The sequence below is a fragment of the Shewanella canadensis genome, from assembly GCF_003966225.1.
In the GTDB taxonomy this organism is placed as follows: domain Bacteria; phylum Pseudomonadota; class Gammaproteobacteria; order Enterobacterales; family Shewanellaceae; genus Shewanella; species Shewanella canadensis.
Genome location: NZ_RXNU01000018.1, coordinates 1 through 23,525, shown reverse-complemented (window position 1 = coordinate 23,525; position 23,525 = coordinate 1). Strand labels below are relative to the sequence as shown.

19 protein-coding genes are annotated in these 23,525 nt (G+C 46.2%); 7 read left to right on the top strand and 12 right to left on the bottom strand.

Annotation, left to right across the window (positions count from 1 at the left end):
• Positions 1-18 precede the first annotated feature (18 nt).
• The 7 genes from ribA to EKG38_RS21920 all read right to left on the bottom strand — a co-directional run bounded on the left by ribA (position 19) and on the right by EKG38_RS21920 (position 6,960).
• A complete protein-coding gene (gene ribA / locus EKG38_RS21950) occupies positions 19-636 on the bottom strand; it encodes a GTP cyclohydrolase II (protein ID WP_126523127.1) in 618 nt (205 codons plus the stop codon).
• A 295-nt stretch (positions 637-931) separates the two neighbouring features.
• Positions 932-1,288 (bottom strand): YibL family ribosome-associated protein, encoded by a 357-nt coding sequence (locus tag EKG38_RS21945; RefSeq protein WP_126523126.1) that lies wholly within the window; start codon positions 1,286-1,288, stop codon positions 932-934.
• Between the two features lie 121 nt (positions 1,289-1,409).
• Positions 1,410-1,874 carry an anaerobic ribonucleoside-triphosphate reductase-activating protein gene (gene nrdG, locus EKG38_RS21940; RefSeq protein WP_126523125.1) on the bottom strand — a complete coding sequence of 155 codons (465 nt, stop codon included), beginning with the start codon at positions 1,872-1,874 and terminating at the stop codon, positions 1,410-1,412.
• A 196-nt stretch (positions 1,875-2,070) separates the two neighbouring features.
• Entirely contained in the window at positions 2,071-4,188 is a 2,118-nt protein-coding gene (gene nrdD / locus EKG38_RS21935; RefSeq protein ID WP_126523124.1) for an anaerobic ribonucleoside-triphosphate reductase, read from the bottom strand.
• A gap of 289 nt (positions 4,189-4,477) precedes the next feature.
• The gene (locus tag EKG38_RS21930; protein WP_126523123.1) at positions 4,478-5,209 is read right to left on the bottom strand and encodes a hypothetical protein; all 732 of its coding nucleotides are present in this window, start codon (positions 5,207-5,209) and stop codon (positions 4,478-4,480) included.
• 235 nt (positions 5,210-5,444) lie between these two features.
• Positions 5,445-5,957 carry a hypothetical protein gene (locus tag EKG38_RS21925; protein WP_126523122.1) on the bottom strand — a complete coding sequence of 171 codons (513 nt, stop codon included), beginning with the start codon at positions 5,955-5,957 and terminating at the stop codon, positions 5,445-5,447.
• A gap of 520 nt (positions 5,958-6,477) precedes the next feature.
• Complete coding sequence (locus tag EKG38_RS21920) at positions 6,478-6,960, bottom strand: MarR family winged helix-turn-helix transcriptional regulator (protein WP_439332676.1); 483 nt, start codon at positions 6,958-6,960, stop codon at positions 6,478-6,480.
• 253 nt (positions 6,961-7,213) lie between these two features.
• On the opposite strand from EKG38_RS21920, the gene EKG38_RS21915 reads away from it, so the two are divergent.
• The gene (locus tag EKG38_RS21915) at positions 7,214-8,212 is read left to right on the top strand and encodes an NADP-dependent oxidoreductase (protein ID WP_126523121.1); all 999 of its coding nucleotides are present in this window, start codon (positions 7,214-7,216) and stop codon (positions 8,210-8,212) included.
• Between the two features lie 70 nt (positions 8,213-8,282).
• On the opposite strand, the gene rssA is transcribed toward EKG38_RS21915, so the two are convergent.
• Entirely contained in the window at positions 8,283-9,221 is a 939-nt protein-coding gene (rssA, locus tag EKG38_RS21910) for a patatin-like phospholipase RssA (protein ID WP_126523120.1), read from the bottom strand.
• Between the two features lie 531 nt (positions 9,222-9,752).
• Here rssA and EKG38_RS21905 point away from each other — a divergent pair.
• The 4 genes from EKG38_RS21905 to EKG38_RS21890 all read left to right on the top strand — a co-directional run bounded on the left by EKG38_RS21905 (position 9,753) and on the right by EKG38_RS21890 (position 12,804).
• Positions 9,753-11,093 carry a DEAD/DEAH box helicase gene (locus EKG38_RS21905; RefSeq protein ID WP_126523119.1) on the top strand — a complete coding sequence of 447 codons (1,341 nt, stop codon included), beginning with the start codon at positions 9,753-9,755 and terminating at the stop codon, positions 11,091-11,093.
• Positions 11,094-11,220: 127 nt separating this feature from the next.
• On the top strand, positions 11,221-11,667 hold the full coding sequence (locus EKG38_RS21900; RefSeq protein WP_126523118.1) for a DUF3010 family protein: 447 nt from the start codon (positions 11,221-11,223) through the stop codon (positions 11,665-11,667).
• 109 nt (positions 11,668-11,776) lie between these two features.
• Positions 11,777-12,280, top strand: a complete 504-nt coding sequence (locus tag EKG38_RS21895; RefSeq protein WP_126523117.1) for a M48 metallopeptidase family protein — start codon at positions 11,777-11,779, stop codon at positions 12,278-12,280.
• An 86-nt stretch (positions 12,281-12,366) separates the two neighbouring features.
• Entirely contained in the window at positions 12,367-12,804 is a 438-nt protein-coding gene (locus EKG38_RS21890) for a hypothetical protein (RefSeq protein ID WP_126523116.1), read from the top strand.
• Here the strand turns inward: EKG38_RS21890 and EKG38_RS21885 are convergent.
• The 4 genes from EKG38_RS21885 to EKG38_RS21870 all read right to left on the bottom strand — a co-directional run bounded on the left by EKG38_RS21885 (position 12,797) and on the right by EKG38_RS21870 (position 19,647).
• Entirely contained in the window at positions 12,797-13,579 is a 783-nt protein-coding gene (locus EKG38_RS21885; protein WP_246033244.1) for a substrate-binding periplasmic protein, read from the bottom strand. The genes EKG38_RS21890 and EKG38_RS21885 overlap by 8 nt on opposite strands.
• 228 nt (positions 13,580-13,807) lie before the next feature.
• The gene (locus tag EKG38_RS21880; RefSeq protein ID WP_439332675.1) at positions 13,808-15,112 is read right to left on the bottom strand and encodes a peptidoglycan DD-metalloendopeptidase family protein; all 1,305 of its coding nucleotides are present in this window, start codon (positions 15,110-15,112) and stop codon (positions 13,808-13,810) included.
• Positions 15,113-15,448: 336 nt separating this feature from the next.
• Positions 15,449-18,505: an AAA family ATPase gene (locus EKG38_RS21875; RefSeq protein WP_126523115.1), complete on the bottom strand. Its 3,057-nt coding sequence runs from the start codon at positions 18,503-18,505 to the stop codon at positions 15,449-15,451.
• The gene (locus EKG38_RS21870) at positions 18,502-19,647 is read right to left on the bottom strand and encodes an exonuclease SbcCD subunit D (RefSeq protein WP_126523114.1); all 1,146 of its coding nucleotides are present in this window, start codon (positions 19,645-19,647) and stop codon (positions 18,502-18,504) included. Before EKG38_RS21870 ends, EKG38_RS21875 begins: the two co-directional genes overlap by 4 nt.
• Before the next feature lie 306 nt (positions 19,648-19,953).
• Here EKG38_RS21870 and EKG38_RS21865 point away from each other — a divergent pair, with 306 nt between their 5' ends.
• Both EKG38_RS21865 and EKG38_RS21860 read left to right on the top strand, forming a co-directional pair.
• Positions 19,954-21,210: an MgtC/SapB family protein gene (locus EKG38_RS21865; protein ID WP_126523113.1), complete on the top strand. Its 1,257-nt coding sequence runs from the start codon at positions 19,954-19,956 to the stop codon at positions 21,208-21,210.
• 316 nt (positions 21,211-21,526) lie between these two features.
• Positions 21,527-22,777, top strand: a complete 1,251-nt coding sequence (locus EKG38_RS21860) for a valine--pyruvate transaminase (RefSeq protein ID WP_126523112.1) — start codon at positions 21,527-21,529, stop codon at positions 22,775-22,777.
• Positions 22,778-23,525 lie beyond the last annotated feature (748 nt).

Here is a 23,525-nt window from a genome sequence, read left to right as displayed (position 1 = left end):
GAAAATCTACAGTGAAGTTTACTCTTTCTCTTCACCGGTAAAATGATATTCGGACATCATATGCCCAAGCTCGGTAGACTTAGTCTTCAGATACGCTTCGTTATAGCGGTTTTTTCCCACTTGAAGTGGTATACGCTCAACGACCTCGATACCCAACTCTTTCATCGCCTTAACTTTGCGAGGATTATTGGTCATCAGCTTCACTTGCTTAATACCGATCTTCTCCATCATAGGTAAGATCATATCGTATTTTCGCATATCGGCCGGAAAACCTAATCTTTCATTAGCCTCGACGGTATTGGCACCGTGATCTTGTAACTCATAGGCACGGATCTTATTCAGCAGACCAATTCCACGCCCTTCCTGACGAAGATAAAGAATAAAACCTTGACCCGCTTCGGCAATATTCTGCATTGCGGTTTGAAGTTGGAATCCACAATCACAACGTAAACTGAACAGGGCATCACCGGTTAAACACTCGGAGTGAATGCGACCTAAAATCGGGGTATTTGCATCCAGCGTACCTAGCGTCAGCGCCACATGCTCTTTTCCTGTATCGGAATCTTCGAAACCATGCATGGTAAATACGCCCCATGGTGTGGGCAGCTTTGAAGAAGCGACATACTTAATCGACATGAAATAACCTTAACGACTCTCTTTCCCTGAGACGACGACAATCCAGAAAAACCAACGAGACCTATAGCCACAGACAAATGTCTTCAACAACTATTAATTCTGTCTCGTACTCAGGCGGAGTATTTTATGTGTTTTTATCTTTAAGTGAAATACCCTAGCGATTTAATCGGCTATTGATTCACCTGAAATGATAGTTGACTCACAACGCCAGCGTACGAAGGATACGCGTGGCGACAACAAAATAATTTGAAGTCGCTCACTAATGAATAATCGCGGTGGAGTAATTATTCAGTAATTAGAATTCTTTGGCCGCGAAGCCCGTCACTTGGGTGATCCCCATTTCACGGCCAAGTGCCGTCATAGGATGAACAACCACTAAGCCTTTGACTGACTTTTTAAGCTTACCCATATCGGCCTGCTCAGCTTTGGTCAGAACGCGCTTAAACTTCAAGCCAGCAACACTGCCACCTTGCTTACTCAGTTCACGAGTCTGCTGCGCCTTAACACTGGCAATACGCTTAGTTACCGTGTTTATCTCTTGTCTAAATTGCAACATGATCCCTTTGTCACCACGCTTTTCAGCGGCGGCGAATTTGCGGCGAAACTGCTCTAGCTTGTCGCTAAGTCCATGAAGCTCTTCTTTTAAATTCATGCTCGTGCCTTAAATAATTCTATAAAATGCAAAAACAGCCGGTTTATTACGGCTGTTTTTTTAAATTCTTGTTTGCTTGATTGGCTATTATAACGTATCTGTGCGAATACAGTTATCGCTTTTATGTCAGATAGTGAATAACCTGATTACTGCTGCCATGGAACACTAAACTGGGATCGGCCAGTTCCTGCTCAAATTTACCATCAACCACAACATCGATATACTCCATCACGGCTCGCTGGGCATCACCTAACTCCTTTAAAAGGTACCCGGTCCACAACCAAATATCTTTATCTGGACATTCAGATTTGACCCTTTTGACCAAAGCTAGTATCGATGCAACATTAGCAGGGTGAAGCGGATCCCCCCCCGACAGAGACAAACCTTTGCGTTTGATGCGGGTATCTTTTAGATCGCTCAGTACTCGCTCTTGCATCTCGATATCAAACTCATGTCCGCTGCAAGGCTTCCACGTCGACTGGTTATAACAGCCTCGACATTGATGCTCACAGCCAGAGACAAACAGGCTAGCCCGAGTACCCGGGCCATTGATGACATCTACGGGGAAGTATTGATGGTAATTCATTGCGACACCTTGCGAGTTAATTCTTTATTTTGTCTACAATTTCAAAGAAATTTTTAGGCTGGAAGCACTGCTCAAATAGCGAAAGTAAAATGACCAAAATAAAACGACAAAAGTAAAATGACGCAACTCACTCAAGTCAGTTGCGTCTATAAGTTGACATCTGTCGTTAAACTTGTGTCATTAAGCTGAAAACGAGTTAAAGATGTTTCACTCGTCGTTTAACTTCTTCCTGCTTACCATAGTTAAATGGTCGAGCATCGGGGCTTCCCAGATAGCCACAAACACGACGTGTCACAGAAACTCGGCTAGGCTCATGGTTACCACACTTAGGGCAGGTAAAGCCTTTACTGGTACACTCAAATTCACCGGTAAAGCCGCAATCGTAACACTCATCAATGGGCGTATTGGTTCCGTAGTAAGGAACACGACTGTAGCTGTAATCCCAAACATCCTCTAATGCTTCTAAATTGTTCTGCATGTTAGGGTATTCGCCGTAACAGATAAATCCACCGTTAGCGATAGCTGGGTAAGGTACCTCGAAGTCGAGTTTATCGTACGGGTTAACCGCTTTTTCAACATCGAGATGGAAGCTGTTAGTGTAATAGCCCTTCTGTGTCACTCCTTCTACCACACCAAATATTTTAGTGTCGAGCTTACAGAAACGACTACACAAGTTTTCACTCGGTGTGCTGTATAGGCTGAAACCATAACCGGTCTCATCTTTCCACTTAACCGTCGCCGCTTTCATATATTCAACGAGCGCGATCGCTTTTTCCCGCAATATTTCGCAGTCATAGACGTGCTTATCGGTGCCATGCAACGCATTAATCGTTTCATGCAGGCCGATATAACCTAAGGAGATTGATGCACGACCATTTTTGAAAATCGTAGAGATATCATCATCGGCGCGTAAACGTACACCACATGCGCCTTCCATATAAAGGATCGGAGCCACTCTGGCTTTTACACCTTCTAAACGTTCGATACGGGTATCTAAGGCTTTGCGGGCGATAAGCAGACGTTCATCCAGTATGCGGTAAAACTCAGCCTCATCACCCTTAGCTTCAAGCGCTACGCGAGGCAAGTTAAGACTCACCACACCTAAGTTGTTACGCCCTTCATGGACCAACTCACCATCTTCTTCGTAGGTACCAAGGAAGCTACGACAACCCATAGGTGTCTTGAATGAACCGGTCACCTTCTCTACCTGCTCGTAGTTAAGAATATCCGGGTACATGCGGGTACTGGCGCACTTAAGTGCCTGACGCTTGATATCATAGTTACAATCGCCTGCTTTATGGTTGATACCATCGCGAATGGCAAAAACAAGCTTAGGGAATACCGCGGTCTTACGATTCTTACCCAAGCCTGCAATACGGACCTTCAGCATAGAAGATTGAATTAAACGAGACTCCCAAGATGTCCCGAGTCCGAAGCCAAAGGTGACAAAAGGAGTTTGGCCGTTTGCAGTGTGCAGGGTGTTCACTTCATATTCCAGAGACTGGAACGCATCGTGACACTCTTTTTCGGTCTGAGTCGTCGCAAACGCTTTTGCATCTGTGATCCCCCAGGTCAGAGCAACCTGATAATGCTTGTCGTAACTCTTGGCTACAAATGGCGATAATACTTCATCGATGCGGTTGATCGTGGTTCCACCATAAATATGGCTGGCCACCTGAGCGATGATCTGTGCAGTTACTGCGGTCGCTGTCGAGATAGACTTAGGCGTCTCAATCTCGGCGTTGCCCATCTTAAAGCCGTTGGTCAACATACCGGCAAGATCGATCAACATACAGTTGAACATAGGGAAAAATGGCGCGTAATCCAGATCATGATAATGGATCTCACCAGACTCATGAGCTGCAACCACATCTTTAGGTAATATATGGCGAGTTGCATAATGCTTAGCAACAATACCGGCCAACAGATCACGTTGAGTCGGGATGACTTTCGAATCTTTATTGGCATTTTCATTCAGCAGTGCAGCATTACTCTGCTCAACCAAACCTTTAATCTCCAGATTCAATCGGCTGCTGGTCTCGCGATGAAGGTCTCTGTCGTGACGATACTCAATATAAACCCGGGCAAGAGATTTATAGGGTCCTTCCATCAATTGGTTTTCAACTATATCTTGCAGATCATGAATATCAATTTCTGGCATATCGGTGACACTCGCCGCCACTTTTTTGGCCACGAGAGTTGCATAGTCATTATCATCAATACCTGCCGAGTTTGCTGCAGCCGATACAGCATCTCTAATCCTTGTTTCGTCAAAAGGCGTGCGGTAACCATCCCGCTTAATAACCACTGGCATTGTTTAATATCTCCTCAAGTGACGCTGAATTTAACACCACATATAGTGTATTTAAAACTATTCAGCACAATATGTTGCGTATTAAGCTACAAACATCACCAGAGAACATTGATCTCGATCAACTAATTTTGGATGTGAGAAAAGAACAAAAGATAAGTGCCTATGAGGCCACTTATCTCTGATTTGACCCTTGACCCTGACTCAAAAGAGGGCTAGATAAAGGATAAGAATGGTAAAAATTGTGGATAAAAATTACTTATTCTTTTCAAAGAGGAAGATAGCTGCTGAGTTATGCTTTCCCAAGAGCAAGATAGCTGTTGAGTTGACCACTGGCTTGTTGATTATCACCCATAGAAGCAGCTAACTGCATGACAGATTTTAACCCCTGCCACTGCTCCCGGGAACTCTGGGTTAATTCAACATCCCCCCTGAGATAAACATTTAGTTGGGCGGAAACTCTCGAAGCTTTCTGGCTGGTTTCTGCACTTTGTGCATTCCCCATCCCATCGATAACACTCTCGGCATCATCGAGTAACTTAATGAGTACACTTTCTGCACCAGACTCGGCTCCTTTCCCCTTTTCGGCCAGAGCCGTTTCCAACTCACTTCGCTGCTCTTTAATAAAGGACTTAAGATCTTCAGGCTTAGTTGTGGGCTGAGGGATATCGAAGCCGCCGTCCGACAATCGGGTCAGTTGCGAGTCAGACAAAATGCCATCCTGATACAGGCGTTGCACCAGCTTTGGAATATCTGTGGTTGAGAAGTTACCCGAGCTAAAGAAATCTTTGGCCATACTTTCGATTTTTTGTGCTCTTTGCGCTCGGGGAGAGAGAGAGACGGACTCATCTTTAACTTGCTCTTTCGATGACGGGGCACGCGTCGATTGAGATTGACTTAACGTCACCTTGTCACTGCTTTTCCCCGCCTCAGTCTGCTGACTGTTAACGCCATAGGCATCGGCAACATTGGTGGCAGTGGAGAGCTGGGTTGCAGCACTGGTAGCATTAGTAATTGGATTCATTGTCAAAATATCGGCGTAAAGAGAACTGATGCAGTCAACAAGCAGGAATCATGCCGAAACTAATTCCGAAATTATAGCAAATCAAGACTTTATCTATTAATTTGAATTTAACCAGGGCAGAGGGGGATAGATTCAATATATGAGTTGAATCTGTGACAGATAAATCTGCTATCGCTGAATTCGCCACATTGAGAAAAAACAGCGATAGCTATGACCTACTATATGATTGGACTAACTAACCATGCTGACCAGAAGAGCGTTTAGAACCTTCCTGAATACAGGCTTTAAAGTTACCCATAGAGATCTCTTTCGCATGTAACTCTAACCCACCGGCATTTTTGTAAGTTGTATAATCTTTATTCGGCATCTCATTGGAAACATACCAGTCATTTAAATCGACATGATCGGCACATGAACCTTTAAATGTTAGTGTCCAGGTATTTCTCAGGAAACATTTCTTAGCTGTTTGTATATAGGTATCTTCAATCTTTACCGTGTCACCCTTTGAACCATAGATCTGAGTAACGGTAACCTCAGTTGAGGTTCCGTCGATCCCCCCCTTATGCTTATTAATAAAAAGATTCCAATTCCCTTGAAGCTGGCTATTTTCAAGAATAAAGCTGTCACACTTAGTTATTCCGTAGTCATGAAATGCCCCGACCAAAATTTGATCATCATCAGCAATTGCAAAATTGCTTAACAACACAGTACTCATTAGCGTACTTTTTAGAATTGTTTTAATTTTCATCAGTTTTTCCTTAAATGATGTGATGAGTAAAGCTTAATGTTCACAGCGGGAAAATTAACGTTGGCGATAGCTTGGACCATTTTCCGTTAATTTTGCTTCCCCCTTCCTCACCCAGCTCTCGGCATAACCCTAATTAACTGAGTAAAAAAAGAAAACACGAGTTTAAATGATTAACGAGACGGGAGAGGGATATAGGCTAACGGCGAAAATTCGTGCTCCCTTTAACGACTAAAAAACCAGTTATGTTAATCGGTAGTGGAGCCTACGCCATTTACATTTCATTAACAATAGGCAGTCAAATTGCCTGACTGTATTTTAAACTAAAGTGCCCCCCTATTTTCGGGGGAAGGGGGATGGAATGGTGTTTTGAAAGATACAACCGCCTCGTCAACAAGTCAGTAATCACAGAGAGGTCACCGCAGGGAAAGAGTTACCTTTATGGCTGCGAAGGTAATGTTGATATCTCAAAAATATAGCGATGCTGAGCTAAAAGTCAGCTCAAGGAAACTCTACAGCACGATTATTTTCTATTTAGATCTTCCGTCAGAGTTAAACACATGTCCCTCAAGGAGGTTATATCTGTCTCACCCAAGGTTACCTTATTAAGCAACTGCTCTTTTAGTACCAGCGCGTGCTGTTTGAGTTCCAGCCCGGCGTCAGTGGTTTCGATCACTTTTTTGCGCTCATCTTTTACATCGACACTACGACTCAATAATCCTTTCGCCTCCAGTCTTTTGACTATGGGGGTTAAGGTTCCTAAATCGAGACGCGTCGCTTGAGATAACCCAGTCAAACTTGCGCCATTGTCTAACCACAAAGCCTGCATAACCAAATACTGAGGATAGGTTAGACCGCACTCTTCGAGTAAGGGCCTGTATGCCCGGACCAACGCATTTGCCGCGGTATACAGCGCAAAACAAACATTATCAGACAGGCACTTTCCTTGCTCTTCAACCGGCAAGCCATTTTTATTTTCAACTTGGAACTCTTTCGTTTCACTCACTCTGTAGCACCTTACTCAGTTATCTCTTAATTGTCGCCATCATCTTGCCTGACTCCTCTAGCGAAGCAGTATTGTACTTCAAACCGATCCATACTTAAGTCAGCAATTCAGATTTCTACTCAAATAGCTGAAAAGGGAGATAGCGGTGGAGAACAACCAATAAATATACTTTGCGCGCAAAGTATTTGCCATCTCATCTATTTAAGAGTAAAGTTTAGCACAATTAATTAGCGCACAAAGTAAAAGGTTTTTTATGCAGGCTCAACAGATACTCTTAGATTCACGTCCCGAAGGGTTGCCAACAACAGCTAACTTCAAACTGGCTTCAACACTATTGGCAGGCATTAACGATGGTGAGTTTTTAGTAAAGAACTTATGGATGTCAGTCGACCCTTACATGCGCGGTCGTATGATAGACAGAAAGAGTTACATCGCCCCATTTGCCATTGGAGAAGTCCTGGAAGGTGGTGCGATAGGTGAAGTGATCGAGTCCCGTCATCCTGAGTTTCCTGTCGGTAGTAAAGTCAGCAGCATGTTGGGTTGGCGCAGCCACTATGTGACCGATGGTAGTGAGCATACTCGTCTACCGGACACCCCACTGAATGAATCACATTTCCTTGGCGTACTGGGTATGCCGGGAATGACAGCCTGGACGGGTCTCAATCGAATAGCCGAATTGAAAGAGGGAGAGACGATTTTTGTTTCAGCCGCTTCCGGTGCTGTCGGTAGTGTAGCCTGCCAATTGGGTAAGTTAATGGGAGCTAAGGTTGTCGCCTCTGTAGGCTCAGATGAAAAAGCGCAGCATCTATTATCTATTGGTGTCGATGCTGTGATTAATTACAAAACAACCCAAAATTTAAGTGCATCACTCAAAGCGGCGGCTCCTGAAGGAATCGATGTCTATTTTGAAAATGTCGGCGGCGAGCACCTGTCAGCTGCACTCGACAACATGAATGACCACGGCAGAATTGCTGTGTGTGGCATGATATCTCAATACAATGATACGGCGCCGACACCGGGTCCAAGCAATCTTGCGATGATCATCATAAAAAAACTAAAAATTGAAGGCTTTATCGTATTCGAGCACTGGGCTCATTACCCTGAGTTTGCCAAACAGATGGGACAGTGGCTAGCCACTGGCGCGGTAAAAGCGGAGCAAACAGTCTACGAAGGACTTGAACAGGCACCGGATGCATTTATCGGATTATTCGAAGGTAAAAACCGCGGCAAAATGGTGGTAAAACTCGCTTAAATTATTTTACATAAGCCAAAGCATATTTAGAAAACGAAAGGGCCTACGGGCCCTTTTGCTTACTATTAGATCACGACAAGGGGCCCAATACGGCTTCTATCTGATGTTTTGCCTGCCTCACCGCCTCCTCTCCGGCCGCAATAGCTTCCTCGGCACGATGAAATTCCATTGTACCAATTTCGCCAACATCCGGGACTAAGCAAATATCGGGCGGATCGCCCATCAAACGTGCACGTTTATGGCGCTGCTCCAGAATATCCATCGATTGGGACATCACGGCCAACATGCTTGGATCGGAGCGATTACCCATGGTGAACTTATCCGATAAGCTGGTCACATAATCCCGTCCACGAGCTAACAGATCCATAAAGCCGGTATCTTGATGTGCTTGCGCTATCTCCTTGTCCTCTAGCGAAGGTGTATTACTGGTCATGTCCACTGGCAAGACCTGTAACCGCTCCCTTCCCTGACCATTGAGATCGACGGCAATCACCACATCGACCCCCATAGCCCGACTCACAGATACGGGGACAGGGTTTACTACGGCACCATCGACAAGCCAGCGCTCTCCGACTTTCACTGGTGGTAAAATTCCAGGCATAGAACACGATGCGCGAATAGCATGACGAAGATCGCCCTCCTTAAACCAGATCTCTTGCCCGGAATAGAGATCCGTCGCGACGGCGATTAATGGCCGCCGTAAGCCCTCGAACTGTAGGTCGCCAATTCTATTTTGAATGACATCGAAGACTTTATCTCCCCCAATTAAGCCCCCCTTTCGCCAGCTCACATCCATTAACCCCAACACATCCCAACTGGAGAAGCCTCTCACCCAATCTTCAAGCTCCTCGAGTTGATCGTTTGCATAGGCAGCCCCCACGAGAGCCCCTATCGAGCAACCCGAGATTTTGTCGGGCTTTATTCCCATGTCTGCGAGCCCTTTGAGTACACCTATGTGTGCCCAGCCTTTTGCGGCGCCACTACCTAATGCAATGCCAATTGTAGCCATAATACAAATCCTATTAAATATGTGATCGTTCAGCGGGAATTCAAAGCGCTGTAGGCAAGACAGATGCTTGAAGCTAATAGTTATTCTATTTCGAGAGCATCTAACGAAGCATAAGGTGCTTTGAAACCCGTCCTGCGGAAGTCCCTCAGGCATTCCACTTCTGTGTTGCATTGACTTAAAAGGGAGTAACCATTTCTGCATCAATGCGTCTGGAATTGAAAAGCCTGAGTGACTCTGAATTGACCAGATATTTAATGAGATTGGTATAATATGTCCCCACAAAACGAAATTAAAGGGTGAAAAACAAGCCCGATTCATCTTATCTGTTATTTATCAAGGATTCACTAATAGATTATCGAGTACCACACACAGCCCAGCCCGCTCACAGAACCGATATTCAACACTCTGTTAGCGCTTTATTCTAAAGTATTCAGCCCAGCAAGTGCTTTAAAATGAATCTGACTTTCTCTATGGATGAATCACCACGAGTTAGGTTATAATGGTCAGTCGAATCAATTTTGGAGTACACCTTTGCAATTTACCGATTTTTCACTGGATACGCGTCTGTTAAAGACATTGGATCATATGGGCATAGAAAAGCCTACGGAGATCCAAGAGCAGGCGATACCAGTAGGCCTGTCAGGCAAAGATCTGATGGCATCATCAAAAACAGGCTCGGGTAAAACCTTAGCGTTTTTGTTACCGGCAATGCAGAGGATTATTTCCACAAGGCCATTAAGTAAGCGAGACCCAAGGGTATTGATCTTATTGCCAACGCGCGAACTCGCCAACCAGGTATACAGCCAGTTACGCTTGTTAGTCGCCAACACACAATATAAAGCGGTCAAAATCTTAGGTGGTGAAAACTTTAATGATCAGGCTAAATCATTAGAGAGAGATCCTCACTTCGTCGTGGCGACACCCGGAAGACTTGCCGACCACTTAGCTCAGCATCACCTGCACCTTAATGGACTCGAGCTATTAATTTTAGATGAAGCCGACCGCATGCTCGATCTGGGCTTTGTCGATCAGTTAAAAGCGATTAATGCAGCCGCTGACCATAAGCGTCGCCAAACATTGATGTTTTCAGCAACCTTAGATCACAATAAGATCAACGAGATTGCCGCCGAGCTGTTAAAAGATCCTATGCATGTTTCTATTGGCGCGGGCAATATTGAAAATCTGGATATCACTCAAAGAATTTACCTCAGTGATCACCTGGATCATAAAGAAGCATTGCTGAACCACATTTTAACGAATGAGAAGAACAAGCAGGTCATCATTTTTACTGCGACTCGCCAAGATACCGACAGGTTAGCGACTAAGCTTGCTGAAGCCGGATTTAATACCGCATCCCTCAGTGGCGACCTAAAGCAAAATGCCCGTAACCAGATCATGGATCAGTTCAGTAGAGGTTTACAGGATATCTTAGTCACTACCGATGTGGCTTCACGTGGTCTGGATCTGCTGAATGTATCTTTGGTTATCAATTTCGATATGCCTAAATTTGCCGAAGAATATGTTCACCGTATCGGCCGTACGGGTCGTGCCGGTGCAAAGGGCGATGCGATATCTCTCGTCGGCCCTAAAGATTGGGTCAACTTCAAACAGGTACAAGTTTTCCTTCGTAAAACATTCGAGATAAGTACAATCGATGGCTTAAAAGCTAAATTTTCAGGGCTGAAAGATAAGCCTAAGGCCAAGAATAAGCCTAAGGCTAATGCGAAGAAATCGACGACAACGGCTGCTAAGGGTAAAACTAAGGCTAAGGCTAAAGGAAGTAGAGACAAGCGCTTTATTACAGGCATCGATGTTGGTGATGCCCCTATGCTTAGAAAGCCAAAATCTAAACTTCAGGATACACCTGAATAACCAGTTTAAGATATCGGTAATAATATAAGACGTATTACCTATATCTGTTCATTGATATTTTTTCGGTTTTCTCTAGCCAGTTATAGAGCCGCTAGTAACAAAACCAATAACAATTTTAAGGTATAACATGAGAGTTTGTGGCGTTGAATTAAAAGGTGGCGAAGCCATCATCTGTCTATTGAGTTACGAAGGCGAGACTTTTAACGTGCCCGATTGTCGCCAGCAATCATTCGTCATTTCGCATTCAGAGTCTACCGAGTCTATTCGTGATTTTCATTTTGCGTTCAGCAAACTGATGGAAGATTACAAAGTAGATAAAGTGGTTATCGTCTCTCGCGAACAAAAAGGTAAGTTGGCAGGTAGCGCGACCAGCTTTAAAGCCGAAGCCGCCATTCAGCTTCTTGAACTGCCGGTGATATTAATGTCTCCGGTCACAGTTAAAGAGCGTTTAAAGCGTAACCCTCCTTTGGTCGACTTTGAAGGTTTAGGCCTGAAGCGCTTCCAAAACCTGGCTTTCGATGCCGCTTACGCTTACCACAACCAACACATTTTCAATGTTTGGGATAGCGAGTAATAGCTAGAGCCTAGAGCTAAAGATGAAGGATATGACCAACATATTCCTTATCATAAAAACAGGGTGCAATTTGCACCCTTTTCTTTACCCCATTTTTTATGTGACGCTCATGAATACACTCAAATACTTAGCTGGTTATCAACAGCCAATACAAGATCAGGTATCCGAACTACTCGCCAATGGCAAGCTCAAAGCGGTACTGCTTAGCAGGCACCCGGATATTCATGCTATCCGTACAGACAGAGCCTTGTATGACTATACGATGGAGATCAAAAACCAGTATTTGCGCAAGTCCCAACCCCTGTCGAAGATCCAATACGATGATAAGATCAGCTTAAGCCATCAGGCTCTGGGTCTTCACTCATTCGTCTCCAGAGTACAAGGTCGAAAGACGAAAGCTAAAAACGAGATCCGCATATCGTCACGCTTAAAAAAAGTGCCGGAGCCGTTATTGCGTATGGTGGTCGTCCATGAACTCGCTCATCTAAAAGAGAAAGATCACAACAAAGCCTTCTATCAACTCTGTTGCCATATGGAAGCTGATTACCACCAGCTGGAGTTTGACTTAAGGTTACTGCTAACCTTGATCGATGCTGACGTTAAGGTTTACTGATAATTAAGACTCATTTGCAGAATCAAACCTTGATTGATAAGTATTATCATTTACAATTGAGGCCTGTTTTCATTTCGGTCTAATCAATGTATCAAGTCAGTCGCAGTGAGTTGGATAAACAGCAGGTAAAATATTCGAAGAAGCTAGAGAAAGCGGAAGCTAAGCTGCTAAAAAATCAACATAAACTCATTCATGATATCGATAATATAGATCTCGTTTCAAAACGGCTCAACAAACAGGTCAAATATCGAGCTAAAATTCAAAAATACCGATTAAAGCTGGCCAGCCAAGTAAACAATGAGCTGACAGAAATAGCGGTATCGACTGACGATGATGCCAATTCGGCTCGATATGACCTCCCAATATCATCTGCAACCCATTCAATGGCTGCATTGGGTCCCACTGGGCTAACTCAGACGATAGAGCTCTCTCGTCCTTTTAAGATTAAACCATGTCAGTCCTGCCCGGCACTGAAGCTGGGACTCTGCCGATGCGCAATAAAGGCAAACAAGCGAACTAATTGAACCTGAAATCCGTCTCAGGCACAGACTCAGGAGCACTCTGCTCGGTACTAAGCAGAGCCGAGCCCAGATATCGTTCAAATATCTGTAGATATTCCTGACTTTTTATAAACAGCTGCAGTTCCCGGTTAAATTCGTCCCTTAATTTTTCATCGTGAAAAGCACTACTGGCAGGAGCTGGCGGGATCAATTGATGTTCAGTAAAAATAGAGACATCGCGCTGCTTATCATTCAGGCGGTAATAATAATAAAAAATGTATTTATCTAATACCGCATACTCATAACGACCTTTAGTTAACAGTTCTGCGATCGCCCCCATATCGGTCAACTCCTGATATGAGTCTCCCCGGGCTACCTGTTTAAACGATTCGCCGAAGTATCCCGGCGCCCCCTGAAAGGTCAGCAGACTGTGGCCCTGTAGATCAGATATTGTCTCGGGCTTAAGGCCACTGGCTTTAAGTGAAAAGACCATTGGCTGATAAAGGACTATCGAGGATGAGATATAGCTGCCTTCACCGTCCGCTTGCATGAAAACAGGTGCCGTCACATCCACCCTTCCTAATTTCAGCTCACGATGCGCTCGTTTAAGCCCCATAAAATCATAGGAGACATCATGGCCGAGACGCCTGAGTACCGCTTCGACAATATCGAGATCGATACCATGATGATTGTCGTTGATCATATGGGGTGGCCCTTCGCTCGATGCGATGGTGAGCGTTCTGGCATTAGCTGAACTCAACAGGGTCAATGACAAGATAAAAAACACAATGAGCTGCAATTGTCCCCTCCTCATTTGATAACTAAAAAACATTTTATGTCGGCGCAACGAATCGAGCTCAACAACCAGCCAAAACTGAACACAGTGACGCTGTTATTTAATTATACTAGGTGAGCGAATTTGCCGAATAAAAAAGCTGCAATCATAGAAAGAGGTTGATAGAGATAGCGGAGATAAAAACGCCAGCAACAAGGCTGGCGTATTGGACATTTCAATGAACTTAAATGGTTAACTCTGGCCCATCATCATTTGACGAACCTGTACCAGTTGCTCGAAAGAGTTCATCTGCTTACGTGACAGCTGACTCGCCATTGGGATATTAGCCTTCATCGGGTTGACCGGTCTGCCATTTACATGAAACTCATAATGAAGGTGCGGCCCGGTAATACGGCCGGTATTGCCGGATAATGCGATAACCTGGCCACGGGAGACCCTCTGTCCCTTATGCACTAATGCCTTAGAGAGATGCAAGTAACGTGTGCGGTATTTATTGCCGTGTTCTATCACCACATACTTACCCGCAAACCTATGGTCGGTCACCAAAGAGACGATACCGTCACCCGGCGCGATAACCTTAGTGCCAATTGGCGTGGCAAAGTCGGTACCATTATGAGGAGAGGTGCGCCCCGTTACCGGGTGGTGACGATGAGGATTGAAGTTCGAACTGATACGATAATTTCTTTGAAGGGGAATACGCTGAAAAGCCCGCGCTAGACTCTGCCCTTTTTCATCATAGAAGTTACCATCACTGTTTTGATAGGCATTAATATGACTTCGGCCACGCTGAATGCTGACCCCCAAAATATCGCTTGCGCCTGTCACTGATCCATCGATATATTGATCGCTCATCAGTACAGAAAAACTGTCACCCGCCCTCAGATCCCGGGCAAAATTTAATTTTTCCTTCAACAAAGACTCTATTCGCTGGATCTCGCCTGAATCTAACCCCATTCGCTTAGCCGACAGATAAAATGACCCCTGGATATCGCCCGTTACGGCACGATTCTGCCAAATACCCTCAATATTGATCTCTTCGACATTATAGGAGCCATCATCGAAACGGCTGAAGACCACCTGCCTGGCAGCCGAAAAGTATAGCTTGAGCTTCTCAAGCTCTCCCTTATCATCCAGCCAGAACTTTATCTTGTTCCCCGGCTTAAGCGTATCGAGCGCCAGAATGTTCAAGTCGGCCTCTAAGACCCGGTACATGGTTTGCTGATCGACACCGGCCTGAACAAATAGTCCACTTAAGGTATCGCCGCTGATAATACGCTTATCAAAACCAGGTTTTACAACTGACACTGCAGCAGTGGTTGCAGTGGAACTTATCTGACTAACCAGTGCATCGATATCTAAGTCGATAGGGATACGCTGAGGCAACACCTGATGATTTTTTGGCCACAATAGGGCCGCACCGATAAGCAGACCCGCACCTAATAATACTTTTTTATGGATGCTCGACTCTTGTAGAAACGAGAGCACCTGAGTATTTATCTGAGACATTTTTAAAAAAGAAAATTTACCTGTTTGCAAACTTGGCCCCATCTTCACATTATTATTCTTTTGTATGACTTTTATTGTCTTATTTAAGAAACTGCTATCAAAGCGTCATAAATCGAGTCTACTTATGGAGACTATGGCTAAGGGCCTGTTATCGCTTTGATGCAGTATTTTAAAATTGGTGTTCTTACCTGTCGCGGTAAGAAAACTAGCATATTTATACCAAAAAAAAGTGGAACTACAAACAGGAGATGTGAATATATGAGTGACATTAAGAATAATTATTCTTAATGTCACAAGAGTAGAAAATAAGATTGCAAATGAGGTTAGCTTCTGGATTAGCTATCAATCATCGGATCTACCTGCGCATTACGGCAAGACCAATCTAGTCTCACTGCCCATTGATGACTTAATGATATCGACACGGGTACCTATCTGCTCTTTCATCTCTGAGACATGGGAGATGACCCCGATCATGCGTCCGGTGGATTGCAGATCCATCAAGGTACGAATGGCTAAGTCCAGTGAGTCTTGATCCAGACTACCAAATCCTTCATCGATAAACAGGGTATCGAGCTTAATGCCCCCCGCGTAGGCCTGTACTACATCCGATAAGCCCAGTGCCATCGATAGGGCTGCCATAAAGCTTTCACCACCACTGAGGGTCGCGACGGGACGCACCTTGGAGGTATAGGCATCTTCGACCTCGAGTTCCAGCCCTGACGCTTTATTCCCCTTAGCCCTGTCCTCTTTACGCAGTAATCGATAACGCCCCTTGCTCATCAGCTGAAGGCGGTGGCTCGCTTCAAGCAAGACATCATCGAGTAGCACACTGAGAACGAAACGCTGCAGGCTTATCTTGTTGCCGGTATTGCCATTGGCCACATCGGCTAAGGTGCCGATAACGGCATACTCCTCCTCCAGCTTCTTGGCTTGATTGTCAGCCTCATGTAACTGCTTTTGAGTCTGAGTCAATTGCGTCACTCGGCCCTGCAATGTCTGCCAGCTATGTTCAGCCTCTTGTTGCTCAGTCTGAGTACTTGCTACACGCCCCTCAAATTCGGCTAATTGAGGTTTAACTTGCTCGGCTAACTTCTCCGTCAATTGTGCTAATGTCGTCTGGTTCGCGATGCAATCCTGCCGATATTTGGCAATCTCATCGGCGATCTGCTTTAACGCTTCACTCGATAACAGCGCCTGTGTTAACGCCTGCTTATTCTCGAAACCAGAAGCGGCCAATTGCCCATTGAGATCGACTTGAGCCTCATCACTTTTCTGCGTTGCTCGGATTGAATTCGACTGAGCCGCCGCCAATGCTTCTGTTTGAGCGGCATCTTGCTCACGCGCTTGAGTGTGAGCCTGACGGATCCCATCTATCGTTTGCTGTAAACCGTTAAGCAAGACCTGCGCTTGATTTATCGCGGTATTCAGCGCGTCTAAACTACGATATTGATCGGGTATTGCCGCTAATGCCTGATCAAGCTGACCTTGAAGGGAGGCCACGCGAGTCTGTACGCCTTGATAGAGTTCACGCTCAGCATCAAGAGAGGAGCGAAGTTCCTGCTCTTTTGCCTGCCAAGTCTGTAGTTGGCCTCTTAACTGAGTCAATTGCTGTGCGGCGGTATTGGCTTGATTGACCTGTTGTTGTAGTCGCTGAAAATGAGATTGCAACTCTTCAAGGGGTTGTAAGGCACTATCACCGATCTTTTGCTGGTGTTCACTTAAATGCTTTAGCTGCTCTTGATGCTTAGTATTTAAACCTGAATACTCGGCTCTGGCTTGGTTTAATGCTTCATTTGCCAGCTCTTCATTGCGTAGCGCGCCTTGTAGCTCCTCCTCAGTGGGAAGAGCCTGCTCACTTTGTGCAGGATGCGGGTGCTCAGCACTACCGCACACGGGGCAAGGCTCGCCAGGATTTAGCTGCAAAGCCAAACTCGCGGCCTGTCCTCGATGCCAAACTAACTGTAATTGTCGATGATAGGTTTGACTCTCTGTAAAACTGAGGCGTAACTGTTGACCTTTATCTTTTGCCTGCTTCAACGCCCGCTCGGTGATATCCGCATTACAGCTGGCTGTTTGCCACAGTTTATAACGTTCAATCAACTCACTTTGCGCCGTAAGTGCTTGCTGGGCACTAACCTGCTCACCGGCCACGAGCTCTAACTGAGGAACTTGTTGCTCGGCGGCTTTCTTATCTGATAACAATCCATCTAAGGAGGCTTTAGCCTTAATGCCCTTTTCTTTAGCTTGAGTAAGCTCGTTAGTTGCCGTGTGCAGCTCTTTTTGTAAACTATCGAGTCCCTGAAGCTGCGGGACTAGCGAATTTAAGTGCTGCTCATCACTCTGGGCCTGCTTTAATTTCTGCTCCAGCTCGGCCAAGGTGTCAAACTTTGCCTGGCTGATAGTGAGCGCCTGTTCAGTCTGTTGCTTGGCAAACTGAGCTTGGGTAATACCAGCTTGCGCCTGAGCCACTTCTGACTCACGTGCCACCAGCACATCTAAAACAGGTTTTAGCTGCAACGCTTTTTGCCCATTTTCTAATCGAGATTGACGTAAATCGAACGCACTCTTTTGCTTAGTTAATAATTCGGCCGTCTGTTTCAGCTTATCCTGAGAGTCAAAATCATTGAGTAACAGCTTGGCTGAATCAAGTTGTTTATTGATCTCAATCAGTGCCGATGTCGCCTTCTCTTTACTCTCCAGGGCTGCCGCTAGTCTTAGCGTAACCTCAGCAAGTTCGGCATTCAAGGCCTCATCTGAGTCCAGTGAAACGCTGTGCAGCATGCCATCACGCTTATTGCGATGATCTCTCACATCATTGCGTATCTTTGACGCTTGCAGTTTTAATTTGTCTTCAATCTTGCGATAAATCTGAGTCTGAAATAGCTGACTGAAGATCTTCTCTCTGTCTTTCGAGTCCGCCATCAAGAGTTCACGAAACTTACCCTGAGGCAATACCATCACCTGACGAAATTGGTCGGCATCGAGTCCGGTCAGTTGCTCTATCTCGGCCGTTGCCTCGGATACCTTGCTGGCAACGAGCAGATGCTCACTGCCATCGCTATCGACTCGATACAGCTGAGCCTCCGGCTTTTGTACCGTGTAACCATCGCCACTTTTCTTGGCTCGCTGCTGCTCCGGTACGCGTCTTATTCTGTATTGCTTCTCACCCAGCGCAAAACTAAAGGTAACCTCAGTCAACAGAGTATCGACGGATAAATCACAGCGCATCTGGCTGCCTTCGCGCTCATCGCCGGTGGTCTTGCCATATAACGCAAAACAGATGGCATCGAGGATCGTGGTTTTACCCGCGCCGGTAGGTCCGTTGATTAAAAAAAGCGGATTGCTGCCCAGCGCCGAAAAATCGGTGACTTGGGTCGAGGCAAAGGGGCCAAAGGCCGACATTGAGAGTGAAAGTGGTCTCATGACGATTGTTCTCCCTTATGCAGTTCATCGATAGCCTGTACCATGGCTTGCTGCTGCGCTTCATTCATAGACTCGCCCGATACCTGAGAGAAGAACTCAGTAAACATATCCAGCTCCCCCTTCTTGATATGATCCCGGCGGATCTCCAGCTGACCGTTATCACTCATCAATCCGGTTCGCTCCAGATGTAACACGTTAGGGTAAACCGAGCGTAACTTGCCCATAGCATCTAAGATTGCATGCTTATCTAATAATCTGACCATCAGGTAGTCATCTCGATTGGGATCTGTCTTGCCTGCCTCTAACAAGGCAGATAACTCGCCTTCGACAATCCGGACATCGCGTTTAGCTGCCAGAGGCAGTAGCTCTATCTGCGCCTTACCCTGGCTGTCGAAATCGACTAAAGTGACCGACTTTTTCTGGTGCTGCTCACTAAATGAGTACTTCAGGATGGAGCCTGAATATCTAACCTGCTCCTCCCCTTTGTACTGCGGACCATGAAGATGACCAAGAGCGGTATAATTAAACGGGGTGAACAGTGTTGGCGATATTTTATCTGCCCCACCGATACTCAGTGGTCGCTCCGACTCAGATTCGCTACCACCATCGAGAAAACAGTGACCAATCACGACCTTTGGAAGACCTTGACTGTCATGTTCATGGACCTGTTCCAGCAATACCCCCATGGCCTGTTCATGGCTGCTGACCTCACAGTCAAACACATGACGAACCGTTGCGGGATCGGCGTAGGGCAAGCCATAAAACACCGCGCTGCCGGACTTTCCCTTCAGGGTTATCGGCAACAGTTCTTTATGTAGCGGACCGATAATATGCAAGCCGCTGTCAGACATCTGCCGAGAAGCGAAACCAAGTCGCTCATGACCATCGTGGTTTCCCGCAATCATAATCACAGGGAGCTTCATCTCATTGACCAGACGATTGACCACATCATCGAGCAAGGCAACGGCATTGGCTGGCGGGATGGAGCGGTCGTAAATATCACCGGCAATAATCACGGCATCGACCTCATGCTCTTCGGCAAGCGCAAGTATTTGAACCAATATATGGCGCTGGTCATCGATTAAGCTTTGATTATGAAGCTGGCGGCCAATGTGCCAATCGGAAGTGTGGATAAATTTCATTAATGTCTCGTAAAACAGCGGAAATACGGAGTATTTTAGTGTCGCTATAGTAAGAAAAGTTAACCCAATAGGCAATGTTTAGCGTCCACCCTTCAAGTTCCCGCTCCCGGGTTAAAGTAGTACACACTAAGAGGTAGCTTAGCGTGAGTGCCAGATAGTTCTCACTTAACTTCTGCCTCTGCTCAATCGATAAACATAAAAAGGGGTTTTTGTCATAATTTTCAGCAGTAACCCGCCCTGAACCCCTGTTTGTTCTACTATTAACAATAGGCAGCAATACCTTATTTAAAGACTGCGGAAGGGAAGATGGAGACCAGTATCTATCAACTGTTATTATTGGGTTCTGCACTGGCCATCGGACTACTGGTGGGGGTAGAGCGCGGTTGGAGTAACCGCAATATTGCCGAAGGTAAACGTGTGGCGGGACTGCGAACCTTTGGCCTTATTGGCCTTCTCGGCGGTATCACCGGTTTGCTGACATCTCAACTTGGGGCCCTCATCCTCGCCGTGGCCTTTGCTTGCATTACGGCAATGGCAGTCGCCGCTTACCTGATCAGCAGCCGCGAGACTTCGGATATTGGCATGACCAGCAATATGGCCATGGTGATAACCTTTCTGCTCGGTGCGCTGGCCGGGCTGGATCAGATCGTTATCGCAGCGGTTTGCGGGGTAGTCACCACCTTGCTGCTGCGCTCGAAACATTTCCTGCACAAGTTGCTGATGCAACTGTCACAAGCCGAGCTGAACGCCGGACTCAACCTGCTTATCATCTCCGTGGTGCTGTTACCCGTATTGCCTGACCAAGGCTATGGTCCCTGGCAAGCGATCAATCCCTATGAAACCTGGTTAATGGTGGTACTGATCGCACTGATATCCTTCGTCGGATATTTTATGATCCGCATGTTGGGGGCTCAGCGAGGCATCTTGATGACAGGTTTTGCCGGAGGCTTGCTTTCATCGACAGCGCTGACACTGCAGCTATCACGCCTCTCCCGCGATCACCCCTCCCTGCAACAGCTTTGTTCGGTAGGCGTTCTTGTGGCCTGCGGTGTGATGTTTCCGCGCATGATATTGGTCGTGGCGTTAATTAAACCGGCGTTAGTGGATGCGCTTTTCATGCCCCTGATATTGATGCTCGCAGTCGCCTTCGGCTGTGCGGCACTGATATATCGTCACAATGGCAATCAACTGGTACTGGATGATGTGCAACCAAAAAACCCGCTGAAACTGGCATCGGCCATGTTATTCGGGCTTCTGTTAGTCACGGTGGCACTGGTTGGTCGGGCGATTGTGGAATGGTTAGGGGAATCCGGCGTGTTCTTGATAGCACTGGTGTCGGGTGTCGCCGATGTCGATGCCATTAACCTGACTCTCTCCAGAATGGCCGGCGAAGATATCTCACCAAATATGGCGGTGCTTGGTATCGTGTTAGCGAGTATTTCCAATACCCTATTCAAAGGCTGTCTGGCAGTGTTTGTCGGAGGCGCTGGGATGATACGCTGGGTAATGCTGCCTTTGGCGCTGACTGCAACGATTGGCCTGTTGACAATATGGTTGCTGTGACCCAAGCGTTGCGGCTATCTGCCCCTAACACTTTACTCACCGAACCGAACCGAACAAGTATCGACCCTATTCTCAGAAAGAATAACCCTATCCGACCTCAACAAATCCACATATGTCATGCCCGCCCCTCATTTTAAGCCCCTAATCTCTTACCAGGCCCGATTAAACAAACGAGCTAATAGTTCGCTATTTTTTGCCAAAACTTTGATGAAATCCATATTAGTCACTAATAATTGAAATAATGAGTGCGTTTCTCGCTGAATATTGATACTACAGGCATTCTTAAGCCATTTCGGTATTTTCAAGTGTAGGTGTCATGCAGTTTTCTAAGTTTGGTGAAAAGTTTAATCGTTATTCCGGTATCAACCGTTTGATGGATGATCTCAACAAGGGGCTGCGCACGCCGGGAGCCATCATGTTGGGCGGCGGCAATCCGGCAACGATTCCGGCGATGCAGGATTATTTTCATCAGGCAACCAGCGAGATGCTGGCAAATGGCGATCTGGTCGCGGCACTGGGGAACTATGACGGTCCGCAGGGTAAAAACACCTTCTTAAAGGCCTTAGCAGATCTATTGCGTGAGACCTACGGCTGGGATATCAGCGAGAAAAATATCAGCCTGACCAACGGCAGCCAGAGTGCATTTTTCTATCTGTTTAACCTGCTGGCGGGAAAACAGCTCGATGGCAGTCACAAGAAGATACTCCTGCCTCTGGCACCCGAGTATATCGGCTACAGTGATGCGGGCTTAGATGATGATATCTTCGTCTCCTATAGGCCGGAGATCGAGCAGTTAGATAACCGCATGTTTAAATACCATGTGGATTTTGAACAGTTAGAGGTAGATGACTCGGTAGCAGCCATCTGTGTTTCCCGGCCGACCAATCCCACGGGTAATGTGCTGACCGACGCAGAGGTCGCTGAATTAGACAGATTAGCTCAGGCTAATGATATTCCGCTTATTATCGATAACGCCTACGGTACCCCCTTTCCGAATATCATCTTCGAAGAGGTCACCCCCTTCTGGAACAGCAACACCATACTCTGTATGAGCCTGTCCAAACTTGGCCTGCCGGGCGTACGATGCGGTATCGTGATTGCCAATGAAGAGACCACTCAAGCACTGACGAACCTTAATGGCATCATCAGCCTGGCCCCCGGCGGTTTCGGCCCCGCAATTGCTAAGCATATGATTGAATCGGGTGACCTGCTGCGCCTGAGCGAAACGGTCATCAAGCCTTTCTATAAAGAGAGAGCTGAGTTCGCCGTATCCCTGCTGCAACAATCGATCACCGATACCAGATTCAAGATCCATAAACCCGAAGGCGCGATGTTCCTCTGGCTATGGTTTGATGAGTTACCTATTACCACCATGGAGCTGTACGATAGATTAAAGGCCCGAGGCGTATTAATTGTACCGGGAGAGTACTTCTTCTTTGGGCAGAAAGAGGATTGGACTCATGCCCACCAATGCCTGCGAATGAACTATGTGCAGGATGAAGCCAAGATGCGCGCCGGAATCGCCATCATCGCCGAAGAGGTGATTAAGGCTTATACCCAAGGGTAATTGACTTGCCCGCTAGCAAGTTTCAAATAGATTTAAGTGGGTTCATTGGGCGGGGTTTGTACTTGGTTTAGTAGCCAAATACCATAGCTTCATTGCTGTTTTTTGCTTGCAGCAGGTGCTGTATAGGACATACGAATGTCGTGAAGGCAGGATGCCTATGAACGACCTAAAGTGCGAGCACTTCTGTGACACGCCGCCCTCTCTATTAACGGAAAGGTTCCCTATCGTCTCGGCCGTGACATCTGATGTGAATGGATTCACAAATGCCGTGATGACATGGATGCCATAGAACGGCCTTGTCACGGTCACACCTGAGTGTTTATCTCTTCTGCTTTGGGTGGCGGGTAATCTGTAACTCATTTGTGGACAAAAACTTGTTTACTTGTCCGATAACAAGTTTCAAATATCTTTCATTTATTCTTCTGACTTAGTGGGTATTTAGTTCGTTATTGAATGGCATGGCTTCAAATTAATTTATAGCCTGCGGCTCGCTGAATGTGCAGATACTTCTTCGGCACACTACCAGTACATCCATGTAAGCTCGATGGTGGCATCCATGCCACCAACGTCCTCAGCCGCATCTACACTTGAGTGTTTATTTCTTCGACATAAGCTTTACTTTGTGATTACCGAGGGAGCCTGACGGAATAAAAGCCAAGCGACTTTGTCGTTCACTATATAGTCTAGCCTATCATGCTAGATTTCCTTATTTAGGGATGCAGCTCGTTTAACTCGCAGTGCTCTGGTA